General features: G+C 60.6%; 20 protein-coding genes. 4 read left to right on the top strand and 16 right to left on the bottom strand.

Features of this window, described 5'->3' with window-relative positions; genetic code table 11:
* Positions 1-111: 111 nt before the first annotated feature.
* Positions 112-1,077 (bottom strand): DNA-binding protein, encoded by a 966-nt coding sequence (locus QD228_RS07795; RefSeq protein ID WP_084208682.1) that lies wholly within the window; start codon positions 1,075-1,077, stop codon positions 112-114.
* Positions 1,078-1,405: 328 nt separating this feature from the next.
* Between QD228_RS07795 and QD228_RS07790 the strand changes: the two genes are divergently transcribed.
* Together QD228_RS07790 and QD228_RS07785 are read left to right on the top strand one after the other, a co-directional pair.
* Complete coding sequence (locus QD228_RS07790) at positions 1,406-2,674, top strand: site-specific integrase (RefSeq protein WP_279875025.1); 1,269 nt, start codon at positions 1,406-1,408, stop codon at positions 2,672-2,674.
* Positions 2,675-2,786: 112 nt separating this feature from the next.
* Positions 2,787-3,218, top strand: a complete 432-nt coding sequence (locus QD228_RS07785; RefSeq protein WP_084208681.1) for a SufE family protein — start codon at positions 2,787-2,789, stop codon at positions 3,216-3,218.
* A 143-nt stretch (positions 3,219-3,361) separates the two neighbouring features.
* On the opposite strand, the gene QD228_RS07780 is transcribed toward QD228_RS07785, so the two are convergent.
* From QD228_RS07780 to QD228_RS07740, 9 genes are all read right to left on the bottom strand, one after another.
* Complete coding sequence (locus QD228_RS07780; RefSeq protein WP_258038265.1) at positions 3,362-4,072, bottom strand: RES family NAD+ phosphorylase; 711 nt, start codon at positions 4,070-4,072, stop codon at positions 3,362-3,364.
* Positions 4,069-4,470, bottom strand: a complete 402-nt coding sequence (locus tag QD228_RS07775) for an MbcA/ParS/Xre antitoxin family protein (RefSeq protein ID WP_279875023.1) — start codon at positions 4,468-4,470, stop codon at positions 4,069-4,071. Before QD228_RS07775 ends, QD228_RS07780 begins: the two co-directional genes overlap by 4 nt.
* A 112-nt stretch (positions 4,471-4,582) precedes the next feature.
* Entirely contained in the window at positions 4,583-4,858 is a 276-nt protein-coding gene (gene yidD, locus QD228_RS07770; RefSeq protein ID WP_217622036.1) for a membrane protein insertion efficiency factor YidD, read from the bottom strand.
* 67 nt (positions 4,859-4,925) lie between these two features.
* Complete coding sequence (gene hisI / locus QD228_RS07765) at positions 4,926-5,381, bottom strand: phosphoribosyl-AMP cyclohydrolase (protein ID WP_084208680.1); 456 nt, start codon at positions 5,379-5,381, stop codon at positions 4,926-4,928.
* A gap of 114 nt (positions 5,382-5,495) precedes the next feature.
* Positions 5,496-6,320, bottom strand: a complete 825-nt coding sequence (locus QD228_RS07760; RefSeq protein ID WP_077376406.1) for a metal ABC transporter permease — start codon at positions 6,318-6,320, stop codon at positions 5,496-5,498.
* A 78-nt stretch (positions 6,321-6,398) separates the two neighbouring features.
* Positions 6,399-7,229 carry a metal ABC transporter ATP-binding protein gene (locus tag QD228_RS07755; protein WP_136937812.1) on the bottom strand — a complete coding sequence of 277 codons (831 nt, stop codon included), beginning with the start codon at positions 7,227-7,229 and terminating at the stop codon, positions 6,399-6,401.
* A gap of 112 nt (positions 7,230-7,341) precedes the next feature.
* Positions 7,342-8,484, bottom strand: coding sequence for a zinc ABC transporter substrate-binding protein (locus QD228_RS07750; protein WP_084208679.1), 1,143 nt, complete (start codon positions 8,482-8,484; stop codon positions 7,342-7,344).
* Between the two features lie 77 nt (positions 8,485-8,561).
* Positions 8,562-9,899 (bottom strand): dihydroorotase, encoded by a 1,338-nt coding sequence (locus QD228_RS07745; RefSeq protein ID WP_279875020.1) that lies wholly within the window; start codon positions 9,897-9,899, stop codon positions 8,562-8,564.
* Between the two features lie 59 nt (positions 9,900-9,958).
* Positions 9,959-10,426 (bottom strand): Fur family transcriptional regulator, encoded by a 468-nt coding sequence (locus QD228_RS07740; protein ID WP_084208678.1) that lies wholly within the window; start codon positions 10,424-10,426, stop codon positions 9,959-9,961.
* Between the two features lie 344 nt (positions 10,427-10,770).
* On the opposite strand from QD228_RS07740, the gene QD228_RS07735 reads away from it, so the two are divergent.
* Positions 10,771-11,427: a DUF1826 domain-containing protein gene (locus QD228_RS07735; protein WP_176493914.1), complete on the top strand. Its 657-nt coding sequence runs from the start codon at positions 10,771-10,773 to the stop codon at positions 11,425-11,427.
* 74 nt (positions 11,428-11,501) lie between these two features.
* Here QD228_RS07735 and QD228_RS07730 read toward each other — a convergent pair whose 3' ends face one another.
* The 3 genes from QD228_RS07730 to QD228_RS07720 form a co-directional block, all read right to left on the bottom strand.
* Positions 11,502-12,518 (bottom strand): alpha-L-glutamate ligase-like protein, encoded by a 1,017-nt coding sequence (locus QD228_RS07730; protein ID WP_240499519.1) that lies wholly within the window; start codon positions 12,516-12,518, stop codon positions 11,502-11,504.
* 1 nt (position 12,519) lies between these two features.
* Positions 12,520-14,082: an inactive transglutaminase family protein gene (locus QD228_RS07725; protein WP_077376389.1), complete on the bottom strand. Its 1,563-nt coding sequence runs from the start codon at positions 14,080-14,082 to the stop codon at positions 12,520-12,522.
* 99 nt (positions 14,083-14,181) lie between these two features.
* The gene (locus tag QD228_RS07720; protein WP_077376386.1) at positions 14,182-15,012 is read right to left on the bottom strand and encodes an ATP-dependent zinc protease; all 831 of its coding nucleotides are present in this window, start codon (positions 15,010-15,012) and stop codon (positions 14,182-14,184) included.
* Between the two features lie 882 nt (positions 15,013-15,894).
* On the opposite strand from QD228_RS07720, the gene QD228_RS07715 reads away from it, so the two are divergent.
* On the top strand, positions 15,895-16,461 hold the full coding sequence (locus QD228_RS07715; RefSeq protein WP_279875019.1) for a DUF3833 domain-containing protein: 567 nt from the start codon (positions 15,895-15,897) through the stop codon (positions 16,459-16,461).
* On the opposite strand, the gene QD228_RS07710 is transcribed toward QD228_RS07715, so the two are convergent.
* The 3 genes from QD228_RS07710 to ectB form a co-directional block, all read right to left on the bottom strand.
* Complete coding sequence (locus QD228_RS07710) at positions 16,458-18,278, bottom strand: EAL domain-containing protein (RefSeq protein WP_279875018.1); 1,821 nt, start codon at positions 18,276-18,278, stop codon at positions 16,458-16,460. The two genes, QD228_RS07715 and QD228_RS07710, sit on opposite strands and share 4 nt — an antisense overlap.
* A 293-nt stretch (positions 18,279-18,571) precedes the next feature.
* The gene (locus tag QD228_RS07705) at positions 18,572-18,964 is read right to left on the bottom strand and encodes an ectoine synthase (RefSeq protein WP_065392486.1); all 393 of its coding nucleotides are present in this window, start codon (positions 18,962-18,964) and stop codon (positions 18,572-18,574) included.
* A 232-nt stretch (positions 18,965-19,196) separates the two neighbouring features.
* On the bottom strand, positions 19,197-20,459 hold the full coding sequence (ectB, locus tag QD228_RS07700; RefSeq protein ID WP_065392487.1) for a diaminobutyrate--2-oxoglutarate transaminase: 1,263 nt from the start codon (positions 20,457-20,459) through the stop codon (positions 19,197-19,199).
* Between the last annotated feature and the right edge of the window lie 95 nt (positions 20,460-20,554).

Here is a 20,554-nt window from a genome sequence, read left to right as displayed (position 1 = left end):
AAGTCCTGAGGTGCGGGAACGCGCGATTCTCCAAACGAAACGCCACCCTTGAGGGTGGCGTCTTTCATTGGTGTGAGTGTTGCAGCAACCTCAGCAGACGTTGCAGGAACATCAACACACAAAGGGAGGAAGCGGCGCGAAGGCCAGGCGCTCCTTGAGCAACTTGTTTTCATGCGTGATCTGGCTCAGCTGTGCCTCCAGACGAGATTGTTCCGCCATGGACTGCTCCAGCTGAGAGCGCAGATCCTTGAGCTCCACATCGCGCTGCTGTCGTAGCGTGGTTTCCTCGAAGCGACGACGTTCCTCTTCCTGAAGCAACTTCCGCTGCTCCGCCGTCTGGGCATCCAGACGTTCCACGCGCTTCTCGAGCTGCTCGTGGCGGCGGCGATGCTGCTTGTCCAGCTCCTGCTTCTCCAGGCGCGCATCATCGAGCAGCTTCATCAGACGCGTCTCACTGGCCTCGTGACGAGACTCTTCCTGCGCCAGGCGCTCCTTGAATTCGCTTTCCTGTTGCTGCACCAGCTGCTGATGGCGCTCATGGTCATGCTCGCGTGTCCGCTCGAGTGCGGTGACATCTTCCTGGGCAAGCGTCAGGCGCTTCTCGAGCTTCTCCTGCAATTGCTGCCATTGTTCGCGCTCACTGGTCAAGGTCGCCAGTGTCTGCACGCGCTCCTCGAGACGCGCCTGTACTCCCGCCAGTTGCTCCGTGAGTGCACTGAGCCGCTGCTCCGCATCCTCTGCGCGTCGCTGTGACTGTGCCTCGGCCTCACGGGCTGCCTCGGCCTGGCGGTCAGCTTCCTGCCGATAGTGCGCCAGGCTCTCGTTGGCCAGAGACTGGGCTTCACTCCATACCGTGGCCAGTGTCTCCGTCAGACTATCCGGCATCGCCTGGGTCAGAGGCTCATCACGTTTCTCGGCGCGACGTTGGCGCCATTCGCGCAGATGATCGCTGATGGTGGTGAAGCTGCCGGTCCCCAGCACTTCCCGAATCTTCTGCACGCTGGGCGCTTCACCACGTGCCATCAAGGATTCTATCGCTCGTTGTACATCCTCGTACTGGACGCCAATGCGCGCCATGGGAATCTCCGTCCGTATTCTGAAGTTGATGCTCAGCGGCCATTACGCCACGAAGTGACGTTCACTACCACTCCATTGGTCAGGATTCTGCGTGATATGCACAAGAAATCTTCCCTGTGCTCTCGCGGGCTCCCCTTTAGGCAGACTTCTGGCCGCTTAGCGTCATTGTAGCGACTCGTCTGCTTGGAATAAAGATAATTACATATTACGTAATACGTAATTTACGTTACCCTTGGGGGTCATAATTCATGATTACGCGCCTTATCTTGAATTATCATGGCCGTAACGTCACAATCAGCCCCCAGGCAACGCGACAGGAGTCGAGACAGTGGAGAAGGGCGCACACGGTGGCATGACCGCGTTGATCGGGCGCCTTGAGGGCGAGCTGGCCAATACCACCAGCACTGCAGCCGTCACGCAGAGTGGCGACGCTGCACTCATCAAGGCGCAGACGGACATTGAAGCCGTGGCGGCGTGGCTCAATGAATATCGCCACAGCCCGCAGACCCTGCGCGCCTATCGCAAGGAAGCAGAGCGTCTGCTTCTGTGGCTCAGGGCGGAAGGTGAGCAGGGGAGAGACGCCGCCCTGGCAAGTCTGGATCGTGAGCGGCTCGAGCACTTCGAGGCCTTTCTGGCCAATCCTCAGCCAGCGGAGGTCTGGGTTGGCAGTGTGCGTGCCCGCAGGCACCCCGAGTGGCGGCCCTTTCGCGGGCCGCTGGCTCCGGCCAGCCGCCGCCAGAGTCTGGTGATCCTGCAGGGGCTTTATGCCTGGTTGATCGAGGCCGGTTATCTAGCGCGCAATCCTTTCCGGCTGATGCGTGACAAGCGGCGCATGGACAATCGCACGCTGCGCATCGAGCGCTATCTCGAGCGTCCGCTATGGGATTGGTTGTGGGGGCGTATCGAGGCGCGCTGTGATGAGGTGCGTTGTCACGTACCGACAGCCGGCAGTGCCTCCCTCGAGCGCGAGGTGTCGCGGGAGCGATTCATCGCGGAGCGCCAGCGGTTTCTGTTCGCGTTTGCCTACCTGATGGCGCCGCGTATCGCCGAGATGGCCGCCGCCAGAATGGGGGATATCATCAAGCGGGAAGGCCAGTGGTGGTGGCGAGTGATAGGCAAGGGTGCCAAGCTGGCCGAGATTCCGCTGCCGCCCCCGATGCTCGAGGCCCTGGTGCGCTGGCGACGCCTGCGTGGACTGAGTGACTTGCCACAGGCACTGCCCGCTGATGATTCACTGCCTCTGCTCGCGCGGTTGGATGGCACGACCCCTCTGGGCGACAATCAGCTCTACCGGTTGATCAAGCAGACGTTTACCCAGGCCGCCCACGACATGCGCCAGCGAACGGAGCGCCCCGGCGACGCCAGCGAGCTGATGGCACGCACGCTCGACCAGGCAAGCCCGCACTGGCTGCGTCACACCGCCATTACCCACCAGGCACAGGCCGGGGTAGAGCTGCGTTTCCTGTCTCGCTCCGCCAGACACTCACGGCTGGATACCACCTCTCGCTACCTGCATGCCGAAGACGGCGAGTGGCAGCAGCAGATGGCAAGGCACTCGCTGGCGACGACGACGGCTACCCCTGAGGAGGAGGCGTGACTGCTGGCATGGCGCCAGGCTTCACGCCTCCCGTGCGTCCGTCGGAGTCAGGCGTTATCATGGCCGACAGCATATTTTCAGACACTCTTCAGTGACATCATCGGGAGTCAGCATGAGCGACGCGCAACAAGCGCAGGCGGAACTGGTCGAGGAATTCAGCTTCTTCGACAATTGGATGGACCGCTATCAGTACATCATCGACATGGGCAAGGCGCTGCCGGAGTACCCGGAAGAGTTGAAGGGGCCTGAGACCAAGATCGACGGCTGCCAGTCCAACGTCTGGATTCATCCTGACGTACGTGGTGAAGGCAGCGAGCAGCGTCTGCACTTCCAGGCCACCTCGGATGCGGCCATCGTGGCAGGCCTGATCGCCGTGGTGCTGCGCATCTACAACGACCGGACGCCGCAGGAAATCGTCGCCACTCAGCCGACCTTCCTCGCTGAGCTCGGCCTCGACAAGCACCTTTCGCCGACACGCTCCAATGGCCTGCATGCAATGCTCAAGCGCATCTACGGTGTTGCCGAGCTGCACGCCAACGCCTGACGCCTGGCGAGAAAAGAGGCCTGACGATAACCAAGACGCCCGCCATGCCGATCGAGATGTCTCGAGAGGCCTGGCGGGCGTCTTTGTCATTGCGATGACGCGCTGACTGGACCCAGCGGGAGGTTCGCAGTGTCGTCACAGGCTCAGCGGTGCTCCTTGACCTCTAGTACATGCGTCATGGCCTGTTGCTGACCATCCCAGACGTAGCGCAGGTGGGGGCCCTGAATGGGGATGCTGACCGCCGGTGGACGCAGGATGGCCGCGCATTCGGCATCGGGCTCAACCTTGGCATGGCGGACGCTGGGGTAGAGCAGACCATGACTGCCGGTATCTCTCATCTTCGCCGCGAAAGCCTGGCCGGCCGGGTAGCTGGCCGTGTCCGGCTGGCATAGCTCTGCGTATCCCTGGCGAATGTCGTGCAAGGGTTGCGTCACGCGATTGACGTAACTGCGCATCGTCATTTCCTGGCTGGGTTGCGCGGTATCGGCCAGAAAGCGTGCCATATGAAAGCGGGTTTCGCTGATGGCGGTGTCCAGGCTACTGGCGCAGTAGTAGACGCCGAAGCTGCCATCGGTGAAACGTGATGCGCGCCCGATGTGAGTGAAGGCCGCCATCACCGGTGTGGAGCCCGGCCCGCTGATGCGATCCTCGGGTGCGACACGGTTCAGATCGCCGGCCTCCTCGCGCAGACGATCATTGGTCAGCGCCTCGATGGCGAAGGCCATCTCCAGCTCATCAGGCTCGAGAATATCCTCGAACACCGAGATGGGCGGGAAGGCGCTGGAGATGACGCGCCAAGCGTTCTGCCAGTCAGGCAGTGTCAGGGCAGGTTGGGGCAGGGCGCTCATGCTCATCCACGCACTCCGTCGAGATAACGACGGGTGTCGGCCAGTGATACCACCTGCCCGGCCAGCATGTAGTCGAGCGCGCTCTGCCCATTGAAGGGAGCGGCGCGATTGGGGCGGCGCACCCATTCATGGGTCATTTCAGGCGTGTTGCTGAACAGGATGCGCAACGCCTTGTGAATCCCCATCACGTAGGAGATACGCTCCAGGGTGTCATTGGGCAGGCGGACTTCCGGCAGCTTGCGGTACTTGTGATAGGTGGTGGTGCCGATGCCGCCGAGCAGCACGCGTTGATCGGCAGCGCTGCATTGCCATTTCTCCATGATGTTGAAGAAGGACTTGAGGGCAACGCGACCCGCGCTGGGGCTGGTCGGGGACACACGATCGATGGCGGTTGCGGTGGACATGGCGCTCTCCTGCTGACTGACGATGGCATCGCACATGACGCCTTTCACATGTGAAGTATATCATGACTTAACTTCACATGCGCAAATCAGCTCGCAGGAGCGTGCGACACCATCAGGGCGTGGGGCCTGAGTCGCGGTCATTGCCCGCGCAGCAGTCTGACGATGGCTCCTTGCGTGGCGGCACGGGGTCCACTCCTCCGGGGCCACCGAGGGGATGACAGCGTGACAGGCGTCTGACTGTCAGCCAGCACCCCTTGAGCGGCCCATGCACCTTGATGGCCTCGAGGCCATAACTGGAGCAGCTGGGATAGAAGCGACAACGCGGCCCCAGCAGCGGGCTGAGCACCAGCTGATAGCCGCGCAGCAGGCCGGTGAGCAGGCGCGTCATGCCAGCCGTCACCGCGCGCGACAGCGAGCCGCGAGCAGGGCGGGAATCGGGGTCTCGTTGACCTGACTCAGGCGTTGCCATACAGCGTGTCGGGATCAATGATCGGTGCATCGGTGATCTCTGCGCCTTCGGCGTCAAGGCGCCAGTAGAAGCAGCTCTTGCGTCCGGTATGGCAGGCAGGGCCGGTCTGATCGACCTTGACCAGCAGGGTGTCACCGTCGCAGTCAAGGTGGGTGCTGACCAGATGCTGCTGCTGACCGGAGCTTTCGCCCTTGCGCCACAGCTTGCTGCGCGAGCGCGAGAAGTAGCACACGCGCCCAGTGGTCAGCGTCTCGCGCAATGCCTCGGCATTCATCCACGCCATCATCAGTATCTCGCCGCTGTCATGCTGCTGGGCGATGGCAGGAATCAACCCGTCGCCATTCCACGGTAGGGCAGCCATCAGGGTGTCCAGCGCGACCTTCTCGCCGACCTGTGCATTTTCCAGCGACTTGAGCAGTCCATCCTGTGCCATTGAATCCATATCCTTGCAGAAGCTGTATCGAAGGCTGGCCCCGTCGCAACGTTCACTGCGCAGGTTGCAGCGTTTCTGTCCGGAGGCCAGATCTCAAGAAGTCTCAGTGTAACAAGCCGCGATTCAGCGGCGCAGACCGCCACGGGCGCTACGCCAGATCAGCGAGACCAGATAGGCGATCCCCGCCACCAGTACGATGGTGGCACCGGCAGGCAGATCGAACTGCCAGGAAAGCGCCAGACCACCGGTGGTGAAGGCCATGGCCGCCAGACTCGCGATCACGATCATCATGCCCAGTGAGCGCGCATGATGGCCGGCCAGCGCGGCTGGCAGTGACAGCAATGCCAGCACCATGATCAGCCCGACGGCCTGCAGCAACAACACCACGGTGATGGCGACCAGTACCAGCAACAGCAGATAGAGCGTCTTGACCGGCACTCCTCGCAGGCGAGCGAACTCTTCATCGAAGATCACGGCCGTCAGTGGACGGTGCACGACCAGCAGCACCAGTGCCAGCCCACCCACCATCCAGGCCAGGGTGCCGATGGCGTCCGCGGGCACCAGCAGCAGATTGCCGAACAGATAGCTCATCAGATCGACCTTGTAACCCGGTGTCTGACTGATGAAGAGGATGCCGGTGGCCATGCCGATGGCCCACAGCGCACCGATGACGGTGTCTTCCTGATCAAACCCCTTGAGGCTGATATAGCCGATCAGCAATGCCGCGAGGATGGCACTGATGAACGCACCGACGAGCGGGCTGGCCCCCATGAAGTAGGCGATCCCCATGCCGGCAAGCACCGTGTGGGCGATGCCGCCTGCCAGATAGCCGATGCGGCGTACCACGACATAGGGGCCGACCAGGCCCGCCGCGAGGCTTGCCAACAGGCCGGCGAAGAGGGCGTTCTGAAGAAAGTCCTGGCTGCCCAGGGCGGTGATGAAATTCATGTGTTGTAAGCCTAGAGCGCGGGGCAGGCGCCGTGAAAGAAATGAAACCCGCCAGGCAGCCTGTCACGGGCCGCCGTATCAATGATGGTGATGAATCATCTGGACGTGTTCACCGTAGAGCCGCTCGATCGATTCGGCGGTCAGGGTCTCGGTGTCATGGACGATCATCTTGCGGTTGAGGCAGGCCACCCGATCGACATAATCACTGATGAAGCCGAGATCATGACTGATCACCACGACGCTCATGCGATTGGCCAGCCGATTGAACAGCTCGAACAATGAACGCTCACCATCGCTGTCGACACTCGCGGTGGGCTCATCCAGCAGCAGCAATTGCGGCTCGGCCGCCAGTGCCCGGGCTATCAGGACACGCTGCAGCTGACCGCCGGAGAGGGCATCGATATGCCGGCGGCGCAGATGGCTGATACCGACTTCCTCCAGTACCGCACCGATCGCCTCACGATCCGCGCGTGGCCAGGGGCCCCATTGACGCTTGCGTCCCTGGCGCCCCATCAGCACGACGTCTTCCACGCGGATCGGAAAGCGCTTCACGAAATTGGCGAACTGTGGCACATAGCCGATATGGCGTGCGGCAGATTGGGGAGTGCGCCCCAGCACGCGGACACACCCAGCTGCCGGCTTGTGAAGGCCAAGCACCAGCTTGAGCAAGGTGCTCTTGCCGCCTCCATTGGGGCCGATCAGCCCCACGATCTCGCGGGCGCCGACCTGGAAGTCGACATCGTCGAGAATGACCTGCTCACCATAACGAAAGGTCACGCCGCGAATATCGATGGCATCCGGCGCATCCGCCGGTACCGGGCGAAATACCGGACCGACACTGCGCCCGGTGGCTGGTGCATCCGGATGGCTGTCCGGGCGCCGGCGCGCGACGGAGATGGGGCTGGCCATGACGAGAGGTACCTCTTTGCAACGCAGACGGGCGCGTGAGCGCCCGTCTGACTTTTTTATGGGGCAGAGCATTGTGCAAGATCATGCCGCATGCGCAATACCTGGCCAGAAATTACTGACTGTCGGTCCGCTCGAAGCCTGCTTTCAGTGCTTCGGTGGCACGCTTTAGATTCTCGAGATAGTCCTCGGCCAACGGGTCCAGCACGGCGACTTCGGCATCCAGCGAGCTGGCGATGCGCTTGGCGGCCGTCTGGGAGAATTGTCCCGAGACGAAGATGGTGCCGATGTTCTCATCCTTGGCACGCGTGACCAGAGTGGCCATCTCGCGTGGTGTAGGCTCACGACCACTGACTTCAATGGCATGCTGCGCGAGTGAGTAGCGATCCGCGAAGTAGCCGAAGCTGGGGTGGAAGATCAGGAAGTTGCGACCCTTGTAAGGTGCCAGCGCCTGCGCGATCTGCGTGTCCAGCGCATTCAGGGTCTTGAGCAGCCGCTGCTCATTGGCATCGATTTCACCGGCATGTTCAGGCAGCTGGGCTTCCAATACCTTGGCAGTGCGCTCGACGACGGTCTGCATTCGCTGCGGATCCAGCCAGAGATGAGGGTCGGCTTCGCCGAGGTCTTCATGCTCATCATGGCCCGCGTGCTCGTCATGATCCGCGTGGTCTTGATGGCCATGCTCGTCATGATCTGCGTGGTCTTCATGGCCGTGCTCGTCATGCTCTGCATGGTCTGCGTGGTCTTCATGCTCATCATGGCCCGCGTGCTCGTCATGGTCGGAGCCGTGATCATGATGATGAGCGTCTTCACTGCCGAAATGGCGCGTGTTGAGACCCTCTTCCAGATGCACGACCTGCATCTCGGCATTGTTCTTCTCGAGACGCGGCAACCAGACCTGCTCGAAGGGTACGCCGATGGCGAGATAGAGGGGAACCGTCGACAACTCGGCCACCTGGCGAGGGGTCGGATCATAGGTGTGCGGGCTGTTGCCCGGTTTGACCAGCGTCGTGATCTCGACATGATCCCCGGCCAGCTGATCGACCATCCACTCGATAGGCGGCACGCTGACGGCGACATGCAGTGGCGCACTGTCTTCGGCTTGCGCGTTGGGGGCCGCCAGAACGGCAAGCGCACCCAGCACGCTCAACGGCAGGCTACGCGCAGCCCGCGAACCCAGCGTGCGCTGGATCCGGGACAGCAGCTTTTCGCAGAACACTTGGCGAGAGGCCAGGGGAGAGCCCGCATGCATACTCATGACACCACTTCCTTCTGATAGTGATCACGGCATGATGCGGGCAAGGCGTGCCGAAGATCGACACGCCAGGACCGCCATCAGCCGCGGTTGAACGAGAGACGCTGGCCGTTGGCCACCGGGTTGACGGTCTTGCCGTCATAGGCTTTCACGCCATTGACGAAGGTCGCATCGATGCGTGCCTTGAAGGTCACGCCATCGAAGGGGCTCCAGCCACACTTGTAGAGCACGTTGTCACGGGTGACGCTGGTCTCGCCATTCAGGTTGACCAGCACGAGATCCGCGAACGCCCCTTCACGGATATAGCCGCGATCGACGATGGAGAAGCGATCCGCGACGTTGTGGCTGGTCTTCTGCACCAGGGTTTCCAGGTCATAGATGCCGTCCTGAACCTGATCCAGCAGTGACAGCAAGGCATGCTGCACCAGCGGCAGACCGGAAGGCGCCTTGAAGTAGGGGTTCTGCTTCTCTTCCCAGGTATGCGGCGCGTGGTCAGTGGCAATGATGTCGATGCGACCATCCATCACGGCGGCACGCAGGGCGGCACGGTCTTCGGCGGTCTTCACGGCCGGATTGCACTTGATCAGGCTGCCACGCGTGTCGTAATCGGCATCGCTGAACCACAGGTGATGCGCGCAGACCTCAGCGGTGATCTGCTTGCCTTTCATCGGGCCCGGCTTGAACAGCGCCATCTCTTCAGCGGTGGTCAGGTGCAGGACGTGCAGCTGGGTGCCGTTGCGAGTGGCCAGGTCGATCGCCAGGCGTGAGCTCTTGATGCAGGCCTCGCGAGAACGGATCAGACCGTGCTCGGAGAAGGGCACGTCTTCCCCGAAACGCTCACGCCAGCGCGCCTCGTTCTCCAGAATCATCGGAGTGTCTTCGCAATGCGTGACGATGGGCGTCGGAGCATGCTTGAAGATACCTTCGAGAATCTCCGGATCATCGACCAGCATGTTGCCGGTCGAGGCACCCATGAAGATCTTGATGCCGCAGGTCTGATTCGGATCCAGCGTCTTGATCGCTTCCAGGTTGTCGTTGCTGGCACCCAGATAGAAGGCGTGGTTGGCATGCGCACGACCCGCCGCCACGGCAAACTTGGCCTCCAGCGCATCGCTGTCCAGGGTTGCCGGCTTGACGTTGGGCATGTCGAAGAAGGTCGTGATGCCCCCGGCGACGGCGGCGGCCGACTCGGTGGCGATATTGCCCTTGGCGGTCAGGCCGGGCTCACGGAAATGCACCTGATCATCAATCATGCCCGGCAGCAGATGGCGGCCGGCAGCATCGATCACTTCACGCGCGTCCAGATGTGAGAGATCACTGCCGATGGCATGGATACGCCCGTCCTTGATGCCCACATCCAGAGTGGAAATGGTGCCTTCATTGACGACCTGTGCCTGCGAAATGCGGATGTCCAGCATGTGACGTCCTCCGTGGGAAGCAAATGTTATATCGTATCAAAAGCGCTCGCAAGCGCCATTCACTGAGCGGTTTCTACCATGTCAGCGACCTGAGAGGCGCATTTCTGGCAACGCCCCTCAAGTTCGACAGTCTGGCGTTCGATCGTGAAACCATGGCGATCTGCACTGGCGAGAAGGCGAGTGCCAAGATCATCGTCGTGCATCTCCTCGACTCTCCCGCAACCACGGCAGATCAACAGCTGGAAACCGTGCTGATGCTCGGGACAGTGGCAGGCAAGGAAGGCATTGAGCGATTCGATGCGATGGACGAGGCCTTGTTCGATCAGGAAATCCAGCGCGCGATAGATCGTGGGCGGGCGGGCGGCACCGTGTTCCTTGGCAAGCTGATCCAAAAGGTCGTATGCCTTGAGTGCGCCATGACTGTTGGCGATCAATTCCAGCACACGTCGCCGGATCGGGGTGAAACGCACGCCACGCTTCAGGCATTGGCGTTCAGCCTGGTCGATCAGCGAAAGTTGCTCGGGCATGAAGAATCCTGGGTGTCGGGAATTCTGAGGATCGAGAATCCGGGATGACGAGAGGCCAGTGACACGTTGAGAGTGAATCAGATCAGCGTGTTACCTCAATGAACAGACTCTTATTCTAGGGCATTTGGGCGGTCTCGGGCCATATGCAGACTCAGGCTTGTCAGATAGCGGCAAGGTAGAGTGTTGTCACTGCACAGCAAAGACATGTTATAACATAACAATAACGAGCGTGATTTCCCTCTTGCCTACCCACCGAGGCGCTTACCATGCACTCGATCACTCCGATCACTCCGATCACTTCTCATGACACACCATCGGCTTCCCGGCCTGCGAAGGGCGCCAGGTTGGCCCAGTCAGCTGTCACGGCGAGCGGTTCGAAAGATTCGGCAACACCACACTGGCACATCGGCGAGCAGGCGCTGGATCTCGGGGAGATCTTTCGCCCGGAGGTGACGCTGGCCGTGATGCAGCGCCGCATCGATGCGGCATTGAAAATGGCGGTCAAGGCTCAGTCCTCGGGTGCCTACCCGCTGCGCATGCGCTGGCGCGGGCCTATCAATGACCTGCGTGAGGCGCTGGAGCGCTACCTACCCGCACCGGATGCCGGGGCTGCGCTGATAGAGGATATCTATGTGCTGGGAGAGGCCATCGGCGAGCTGTTCGACGTGCAGGATATCGGCATGCGGCTGGAAATGACCCAGAGCGCCATGTGCCCACGCTTTCATGTGGATCGCATTCCGGTCCGGTTGGTGACGACCTATGAGGGCCCCGGAACGCAATGGTTGCCGGAGCAGGCCGCCGATCGCCTGGCTCTGGGGCATGGCGTTGTCGGGCACCGGGACATCTGTCGGGACCCGGAACAGATCCGGGAGCTGCGCCCGGGGAGCCTGGCCTTGCTCAAGGGAGAATGCTGGCCCGGCAATGAGGGGCATGGCCTGATCCATCGCTCGCCAGTCGTGCCGACCGGTAGCCGTCTGATGCTGAGCATGGACCCCGGTTGAGGATCTCGTCCCGCGAACGCAAACGCCCCGTGACACTCGCGTGTCACGGGGCGTTGTTCTCTGCGGTCACGCCATCATTCAGGAATGGGGGCCATTCCGACGTTGGCCACGTCTTCCTTGCTGCGTGCGAAGTGCTTGCGGGCGAAGGCTACCCGTTCCGCGACAGGCACGCCATCGGGTTGACGTTCGATCAGCTCGAGACGCTTGCGCAATCCTTCGCCATTGGCCATCTGGATGGCGAGGCCCGGTCGGGCATTGAGCTCGAGCAGCATCGGGCCATGACGCCGGTCAAGCACCATGTCCGTGCCCAGATAGCCCAGTCCCGTCATCTCGTAACACCCTGAGGCCAGTTCGAGCAGGGTGTCCCACTGGGGTACCTTGAGCGAGAAGATGTCATGTCCCGTATCGGGGTGGGCGAACTGCGGGCGATCATACTGCACGCCGCGCACGGCCCAGCCTGACCCGATATCCAGCCCGACACCGACCGCCCCCTGGTGGAGGTTGGCCTTGCCATCCGAGGCCGCCGTCGACAGGCGCATCATCGCCATCACGGGATAGCCCTTGAAGACGATGACCCGAATGTCGGGAACGCCTTCATAGGTGAACTCGGCGAAGGCCTGATCGAAGGAAATCAAGCCTTCGACCAGCGCCACATCCGGTGAGCCGCCCAGCGAATAAAGTCCTGACAGGATGTTGGAGACGTGGCGCTCCATGTCGGCACGCGTGATGCGCGCGCCGCTGGGCTTCACATACTCTTCGCCATCATGGTGCTCGATGACGAGGATCCCCTTGCCGCCAGAGCCCTTGGCCGGCTTGATCACGAAACCTGCGTGATCGCGCACCATGTCGACGACCCGCTCGACCTCGAACTGGCTGGCGACCTTGCCGATCATCTCCGGCGAGGCCAGACCGTACTTCTGACACAGCAGCTTGGTCTGCAGCTTGTCATCCACCAGCGGGTAGAGGCGGCGGTCGTTGTACTTCGAGATATAGCCGATGTTACGGCGATTCATGCCGACAACCCCCCGGGCACGCAGGGCGCCCGGTGTGGTCCAGTTGCGCGACCAGCGATTCATCCATGACGCGAGCATCTCAATCCTCCGTCAGCGGCTTGAAGCGACGCAATTCCAGCAGACGATAGCCGGTGTAATTGCCCAGCAGCAGGATGAAGGCCATCAGCACCAGCTGCAGACCCAGGAAGTTGAAGGTCAGGTGGCGCACCCACGGATTGTTCATCGCCAGATAGGCCAGCACGGCGGTCAGAAGGCTACCGCCACCTTGCTTGAGGACTTCCTTGGGGCCTTCCTCTTCCCAGAGGATCGACATGCGCTCGACGGTCCAGGACAGGATGATCATCGGGAAGAAGGTGATGGTCAGGCCGGCATTGAGGCCGAAGCGATAGGCGAGTACCGAGAAGATCGAGATGATCGCGATCACCGTGATGATCACCACCGAGACCCTGGCGACAAGCAACAGGTTGAGCCGCGACAGGTAGCTGCGAATCACGAGCCCGGTGGCGACGATGAGCAGGAAACCGATCAAGCCCGTGATCAGGCTGGTCTGGATGAAGGCGAGGGCGATCAACACCGGCATGAAGGTACCGGAAGTCTTCAGGCCCACGAGCACTCGCAGCAGCACGACGACCAGTGCGCCGATCGGGATCAGCAGAATGGTCTTGAACAGGGCCTGCTCTTCCAGCGGCAGTGAGTGGATCGAGAAGTTGAGCAGCTCGTCATTGGCCAGCTTGTTGCGAACCGCGACGGCGGCCGGTTCGTTGTGGCGAATCATCGAGAAGCTGACACGGGAATTGACGCCACCTTCCACTTCCAGCATCGGGGCACCGCGGCCTTCCCACAGCAGCAGGTTGTCAGGCTCACCTTGCTTGCCGGTCTCGGGGTTGATCAGCACCCAATCAGTGTTGAGCTTCTCACCCTCAGGGGAGTCGATCTCGACAGCCTGATTGCTGTCAGGTGTCTCGGCGAAGACCTGCAGCCAGGAGCTCACGTTCTGGCGACGGCGTCCGTCTTCCAGGCTCAAGCCACTGACCAGGCGTGCGCTCACGCCCGCTTCATTGAGCAGACGCAGCATCAGCACCGGACGCTGGAACTGGGTCAGCAGCAGACGCGCGTTCTCACCCTGACGCTGATTGTCGAACTGCTTGATCAGTTCACGGGCGAAAGTGAAGGAGTCGGCGCTGCGGGTGCGCGCCTGCTCGATTACCTGAGCGGCAGCCGTATCATAGGGACGTTCCCAGGACACTTCCTGAGGCGCTGGCAGGCGCTTGATGGCAGCAGGCGTCGCGTTGTCGGACTCCAGCATGGTCACGGTGTAATACAGCAGCTGGGAGCCAGCGGCCTCACGGATCGACCATTCAGCACGACGGCCCGGCAGATCATCCAGATACGACAACCCGAAGCCGGAGGAGGCCGTGTTCTCGGTCAGGACGCTATAGCCTTTCTGATTTTCCGGAAGCGCCAGCGACGCCTTGACCGGACCGCCCGTTGCCGTGAAGGCGACCTGGGCCTCGATATCCCAGACTTTCTGTTGTGCACCCGGCACCCAGGGCACATCGAAGGAAATATGGCGGTAGGCGGTCAGGCCCACGCCAATCAGCATCAGCAGGCCGACCAGCAGGTAAAAGGAGAAACGCGACATGGGAGTCCTTGAGTATTATGCAGTCACAAGGTCTGGCACCCGGCCAGACCCTGTCAGTGGAGATGTTCGAGATCCGTGAACGTCAGGTGAGGGCGAGGGTCAGTCGCGATTTCCTTCATTCGGGTCCTGATCCTTGGCAGCGGCGGTGCTGGGAGCGCTGCCCGGGAATTCCGGACGCGGATTGATGAAGGTGCGGCTGACATCGACGGCTGCGATATCCATCATGAAACGACGGCCCAACAGCACCGGGTACGTCAGATCACGACGGTCATTCAGGGTGAATTCGACACGCTGCTTGATGTCGCCAAGCGTCATCAACATGCTGACCACAGGACGGTCTTCCCGCCCTGACGCCTGCACGATGGTCACGGTACGGCTGACCTTGGCTTCTACCCACTTGTCGCGCACCTCGGGGACGAAGTATTTGGCATCCTCACGAAGCGCCAGCTTGAACTTGACCCACTTGTCGCCATCACGTTCGAACTCGGTGATGTCACGCGCCGACAGTGAGGACGTGTTCGCGCCGGTATCGATGCGCGCCTTGAAATAGCTGCCGATGTCCGGAAAGCCGACCCACTCGACACGTCCGAGCAGCGTCTTGTCCATGATCGGGTTTTCAGAGGCGGTCTTGCAGGCCTGAACCACCTGCGGAGCTGCCGGCTGTTCCATTTCGGCATGCATGCGGCGCAGTTGGCTGCCGACTTCCCGCATGTCGCGGCGCAATGAGCGGTTCAGTTCGCGCTGCTCGACAAGCTGTTGTTGCTGGACGTCGCATTGCCCGGCGATCTGGCTCTCCAGGGCATCGATTCGTTGCGAGAAGGCCTCCGGGGTCAAGACCGGCTTGGGGGGCTGAGGTTGCGCCGGAACACAACCTGCCATGACGATGACGCTGGACAATGACACGGGCAGCAGCAGCTTGCGGATCAGCATGATAAAGAGGGTTCCTGTTCAGCCTTGCTGACGATCTCGTCTTCACGAGTTCGCCTTGCATGATTCTTGTTCATCCATCTCGCACCGTACTTGCACGAGTGGATGATGGGAGGGAGCCCGGCCACCTTCAGTCGTCGTCTTCGCAGCGATCGCTGAAGGTGTGGCAAAGGGCGATGATACGTAGGCCGGATAGTCGCTGTCCATGATTCGCCACCCACGGCTGGTGCGCCCGGGAACGGCTTCCGTCAATGCGTTGCCATTCACGGACAATCATTCAATCCAGCGTGATGCGAAGCGCTCATGACGCCTCTTGCCGTCGATTTCATCGCTCGACAGGCAAGAATGTCGCTCGTTGGGGACGTGCCTGTCCCAGCCGAGTTGACGTCTCCGGCTACCATACTTTGGCACTTATTTCATGGACTTGCACATTTCTCGCATCGTGAGTGCACCTTGTGGTGGGTGTCACAAGTCATCGGATGATCGGCGGGAGCACTGGAGACCTCAGTGGCGAAGTCTGTTCTCAACGGGCTGGTCGTGACACAAGGGCAGAAGAAGACCAATCACTGACGTCAGCTGACGACAGGCAGACATGCTGCTGAACTTTTCAGGACATCAGGCACTCGAGTTGTGGTTCAGCATGGCGGGTATCGGTCATGCACAGCGAACACATGACAGGCAGCATGATCGTCAGGGCGGGTCCTGTGAGACGTGAGTCTGGGCTTCTCGAATACTCGATTTAACATAATATATATTATACGAACCTGTGCGAATTCGACATCACGCCTGCGTTGACGATCCACTGCAAGCGTCGAGACACATCCAAATTGCTATTTGTAGAATCACTGCATAGTATCAGTACAAGTTTGCTTGTCGAGAATGTCGATGATTCGCTCCCGCTTGCGCCCCCTCGGTCTGATCACCCTGCTGGCCTCCTCGGCAAGTCTGTTGATGGCTTGCAGCAGCCCCTCAATCGATACCTATGCCGGTTCCGGTCCCGAGTTCAGAATCGACGAGTACTTCCTCGGGCACACACGAGGCTGGGGAATGGTTCAGGATCGTTCCGGTGAAGTGACTCGACGCTTCGTGGTGGACCTACAGGGCACCAGGCAGGATGGACGATTGACCCTCGACGAGAACTTTCGCTACAGCGATGGCGAGACGCAGCATCGACAATGGACCTTCATCCCGACGGGTGACCGTCAGTGGCGCGGCACGGCAGCTGACGTGACCGGAGAAGCCACGGCAGCCAGCAATGGCCATGCCTTTCGCATGCAATATGTCCTGCAGGTTCCCATCGATGGCAGTGTCTGGGAGTTCAACATGGATGACTGGATGTATCTGCAACCAGACGGACGCGTGTTGAATCGCACCTCGATGCGCAAACTGGGCATCGAGCTTGCCACCATCACCCTCGCCTTTCAGCGCTGTCCCTGTGAGAACGGCCGCTAGAGGCGCTTGTGCAAGGGCGAATGTGTCTCGGCAAGCCACTGGGCATAGCTATCTTCCGGGAGCGCAGGCTGCCCGAAGGCATCGCTCTGAACCTGATCGAAGCCGAGAGACTCAAGCTCCGATAGCTGCTGAACTCGCTTGCTACCTACCGCGATGGGCACCAGTCCCAGCGTTTTCATCGCACAGGTCCATGCCTTGATCAAACGAGTCTGATCCGGCTCATGCTGCTGAGGTGCCATGAAGCGTGGGTGCAGCTTGACGGCTACCGCCGGCATCCGGCTCAACAGACGCAGATTGGCATTTTCCCGGCCAAACCGATCAATGCAGAAGGATACTCCGTCACGGGTCAACGAGGTCATTGCCGCAATCAGTGCCTCTGGTGTCTCCGCGAAGCGTTCGCAGCCCGTGAGATCCAGGCGCAGATGCTCCCCCTTGAGGCGGTAAAGTCGCAGGATGCGTCTCAATGTCTCGGCGTATTCACTGTCAATCAGGCGCTTCGCCGAGAGATTCAGTGATACCGGCACTCCGAGAGACTCCGTGGAGCGCTGCGACTGCCAACGACTGACCATGGCGCACGTCTGGCGCAACACCCAGGTATCCAGTTCTTCGCCAAGGCCTGCGCGCTCAGCCATGCGCAACATCTGGTTCGCGGTGACCCAGCGCCCTTGAACCTGCCAACGCAGCAGCATCTCCATGCCGCACACCTTTCTCGTCCGGACATCCAGGATCGGCTGCGCATGCAGGCTGAGCTCATTGTCTCGCAAGGCCCGGGCGAAGCGATCACCCAATGCGATGGCAAGGGTGACATTGCTGCTGAGATCGGCGACCTGAAGATTCTGCTGACATGGTGCCCAATGCGCCGCACTGGCAAGTTCCTCCTCGAGAAGTTCGACAAGCTCATGGGCCGTGGCTCCCTCGGGGGTGAAGGTGGCCGTTGCGACCAGGAGTTTGGGCCTCAGAGCACTGGAAAGATGCATCAGCCAGGGCTGAGTGATGAAACGCTGCCAACGCATCCCGCTGACAGACTGCCGCTGAGGCAGCAGGATGATCAAGGTATCGCTGCACAGACGACCCTTGATGACGTCTTCATCATCGAAGCTTTCATTGATCTGGCTGGACAGTGACTGCATCACCTCCTGGAGGAAGACCTCGCCCTGATGGTGACGCCAGTGTTCTGCCTCCGATACCTTGAGCATGATGGCCTGGTAGCTTTCACTCCCTCGGTTTTCCATCCAATGGGCAAATGTCTGAAGATAACGTCGTCGTGTGCTGTAGCCGGTAATGGGGTCAATGCTGGCCTGAAGCGTGGCACGCGTTCGTTCCGTCAGGAGGCTGTCGCGCTGGATCAGCTCGTTTTCGACCAGCATGGCACAGCGTCCCAGCCTTTCGAGTTGAGGCGCACTCAGCTCACGTGGTGTGTGATCGATGAGGCACAAGGTGCCCAATGGCAATCCTGAACTGTCTCGCAGCAAGGCGCCGGCATAGAATCGGAGATATGGCGGGCCGGTGACCAGGGGATTGTCATGGAAGCGTTCATCCTTGCTCGCGTCGTTGACGACGAGGTAGCGCTCTTCATGGAGAGCGTGGGCGCAGAAGGCCAGGTCACGCCCCGTTTCACGTGCATCGATACCGCAGTGGGCCTTGAACCATTGGCGATTCTCGTCCACCAGTGACACGAGACAGATGGGGACATCGAAGATATCCGCGACCAGGCGCGTCAGGTCGTCATAACGCTTTTCATGCTCACTATCCAGTACGTGAAGCGCGTGCAGGCTATCGATTCGCTCCTGTTCGCGAGGATGAGGGGCTGCTGGCATGAACCCGGGACGCCCACCTGCCGCAATGGCGGGTGGGCTGACAGACGCGTTGTGTGGGGGGATGGCCATTGGCGAGGATCTCATCTGAGTGACACGGACACCATTCAGCTTATCGTTGCCTGCATCGCGAAGGGAGACTTAGCGCCTCTGGTCAATTAAACGGTAAACTTTCGAATATTCGTGATGCAATATGGAGCCGCGCGCCCTGCTCCCACATACCACTAAGCCCCCGCAGCTTGGCTGCGGGGGCTTAGTGTGGTCAGGCCATGGATCTCGCGGTTCGTGACGCGGATTCAGGCTTCGGCAGGTGCGTAGGAGCCATCTTCACGGTGGACTTCCTTGCCGGTCAGGCCCGGCGTGAAGACACATGCCAGATGCATGGTCTTGGTAGCACGCAGCAGGTGGTCGTCATGTTCATTGAGGATATAGACGTCACCCGGCTTGATCGGCCAGACCTTGCCATCCGCCAGTGTCTCCACCTCGCCCTCACCTTCCATGCAATACACGACTTCATAGTGGTGCTTGTAGTGGATATGGGTCTCGGTACCTTCGAAGATACGGGTGATATGGAAGGAGCACTTGCCACCATCTTCGTCGAGCAGCAGACGAGTGCTGTCCCAGTTGCCGTTCTCGGCCTTGACCAGACGATCCGTCTTGCGGGCTTCCTCGAGATTGCGAACGATCATCAACTTCTCCTCATTTGGGCGCTGTCATGACTCGACAGCTGACAGATGGCGATTCCCGCAGTGACATGAAGGCAATGGCGCTTGAACACGAAACAGCCACGACGCAGAACGATGAGCGCCTTCTTCGGTGACAGGTGACAAGGGCCAGGAATCGCATGAGATGACCCGCGCCATGGCGGGCCAGGGAAGAACGGGCGCCGATCACGTGACCAGCGCCCGATACCGCAGAGACTCAGCGCAGGACGGCTGCCGCATTTTCCTCGATGATGTCGAGGGCTTCCAGCAGGTCTTCATCACGGATGGTCAGCGGACACAGGCATTTGACGACCTGCCCGGAGTGACCGCTGGTCTCGATGATCAGGCCCTGCTCGAAACAACGTGAGGTGATGGCATCTGCCAGTTCACCTGACGCCACATCGATACCGCGCATCAAGCCACGACCTTTCTCGTGCGCCGCGAAGCCGTTTTCACGCGCCTTGGCGGCAATCTTCTGGAAGCGCTCCTCGACGATACGGCCCTTGCGCTGGATGTCGCGCTCGAACTTGTTGTCGCTCCAGAAGTGACGCAGTGCAGCGGCGCCGGTCACGAAGGCCAGTGCATGGCCACGGAAGGTGCCGTTGTACTGACTCGGCTTCCACTCATCCAGCTCCGGACGCATCATCACCATCGCGAACGGCACGCCAGAGGCCGACAGTGACTTGGAGTTGCAGACGATGTCCGGAACGATGTCGGCATGCTCGAAACTGAAGAACTTGCCGGTGCGACCACAACCCGCCTGGATATCGTCGATGATCAGCAGGATCTTGTGCTCCTTGCACAGGGCATCCAGACGCTGCAGCCATTCGATGGAGGCCGGGTTGATGCCACCCTCGCCTTGTACGGTCTCGACCAGTACGGCTGCCGGGCGGTCAAGACCACTGGAGGAGTCCTTCAGCAGCTTGTCGAGATACGCGACAGTGTCGACACCCTCGCCCATGTAACCATCATAGGGCACGAACTGTGCGCCCTGGGCAGGCAGACCCGCTGCATCACGGAACTTGGCGTTGCCTGTCGTGGCCAGGGCGCCCATGGTGACGCCATGGAAGCCGTTGGTGAACGACACGATGTTGTGACGGCCCGAGACCTTGCGCGCCAGACGGATGGCGGCTTCGACGGCATTGGTACCGGTCGGCCCCGGGAAGTGGACCTTGTAGTCCAGACCACGCGGCTTGAGGATCACTTCTTCCAGAGCTTCCAGGAAGTCGCGCTTGGCGGAAGTCCACATGTCGAGACCATGGATGATGCCATCGCTGCTGATGTAATCGATCAATGCCTTCTTGAGTACCGGGTGGTTGTGCCCGTAGTTGAGCACGCCCGCGCCGGCCAGGAAATCGATGTAGCGCTTGCCATCTTCGGTGAACAGGTGGGCATTCTGCGCCTTGGTGAAGACGGTCGGGAAAGAACGAGAATAGGTGCGTACCTCGGATTCCATCTGTTCGAGTATCTGCGTATTCATGCTGTCACCTCCCTGGTGATGGATGGCCATGCTCGGCGCGGTGAAAGCGCTGGCGGCCATGCCAGAATGTAAAGACGATTCAACGAATGACACTG

Source organism: Cobetia sp. 3AK, assembly GCF_029846335.1.
Taxonomy (GTDB): domain Bacteria; phylum Pseudomonadota; class Gammaproteobacteria; order Pseudomonadales; family Halomonadaceae; genus Cobetia; species Cobetia marina.
This window is presented reverse-complemented; position numbering and strand designations above follow the sequence as displayed.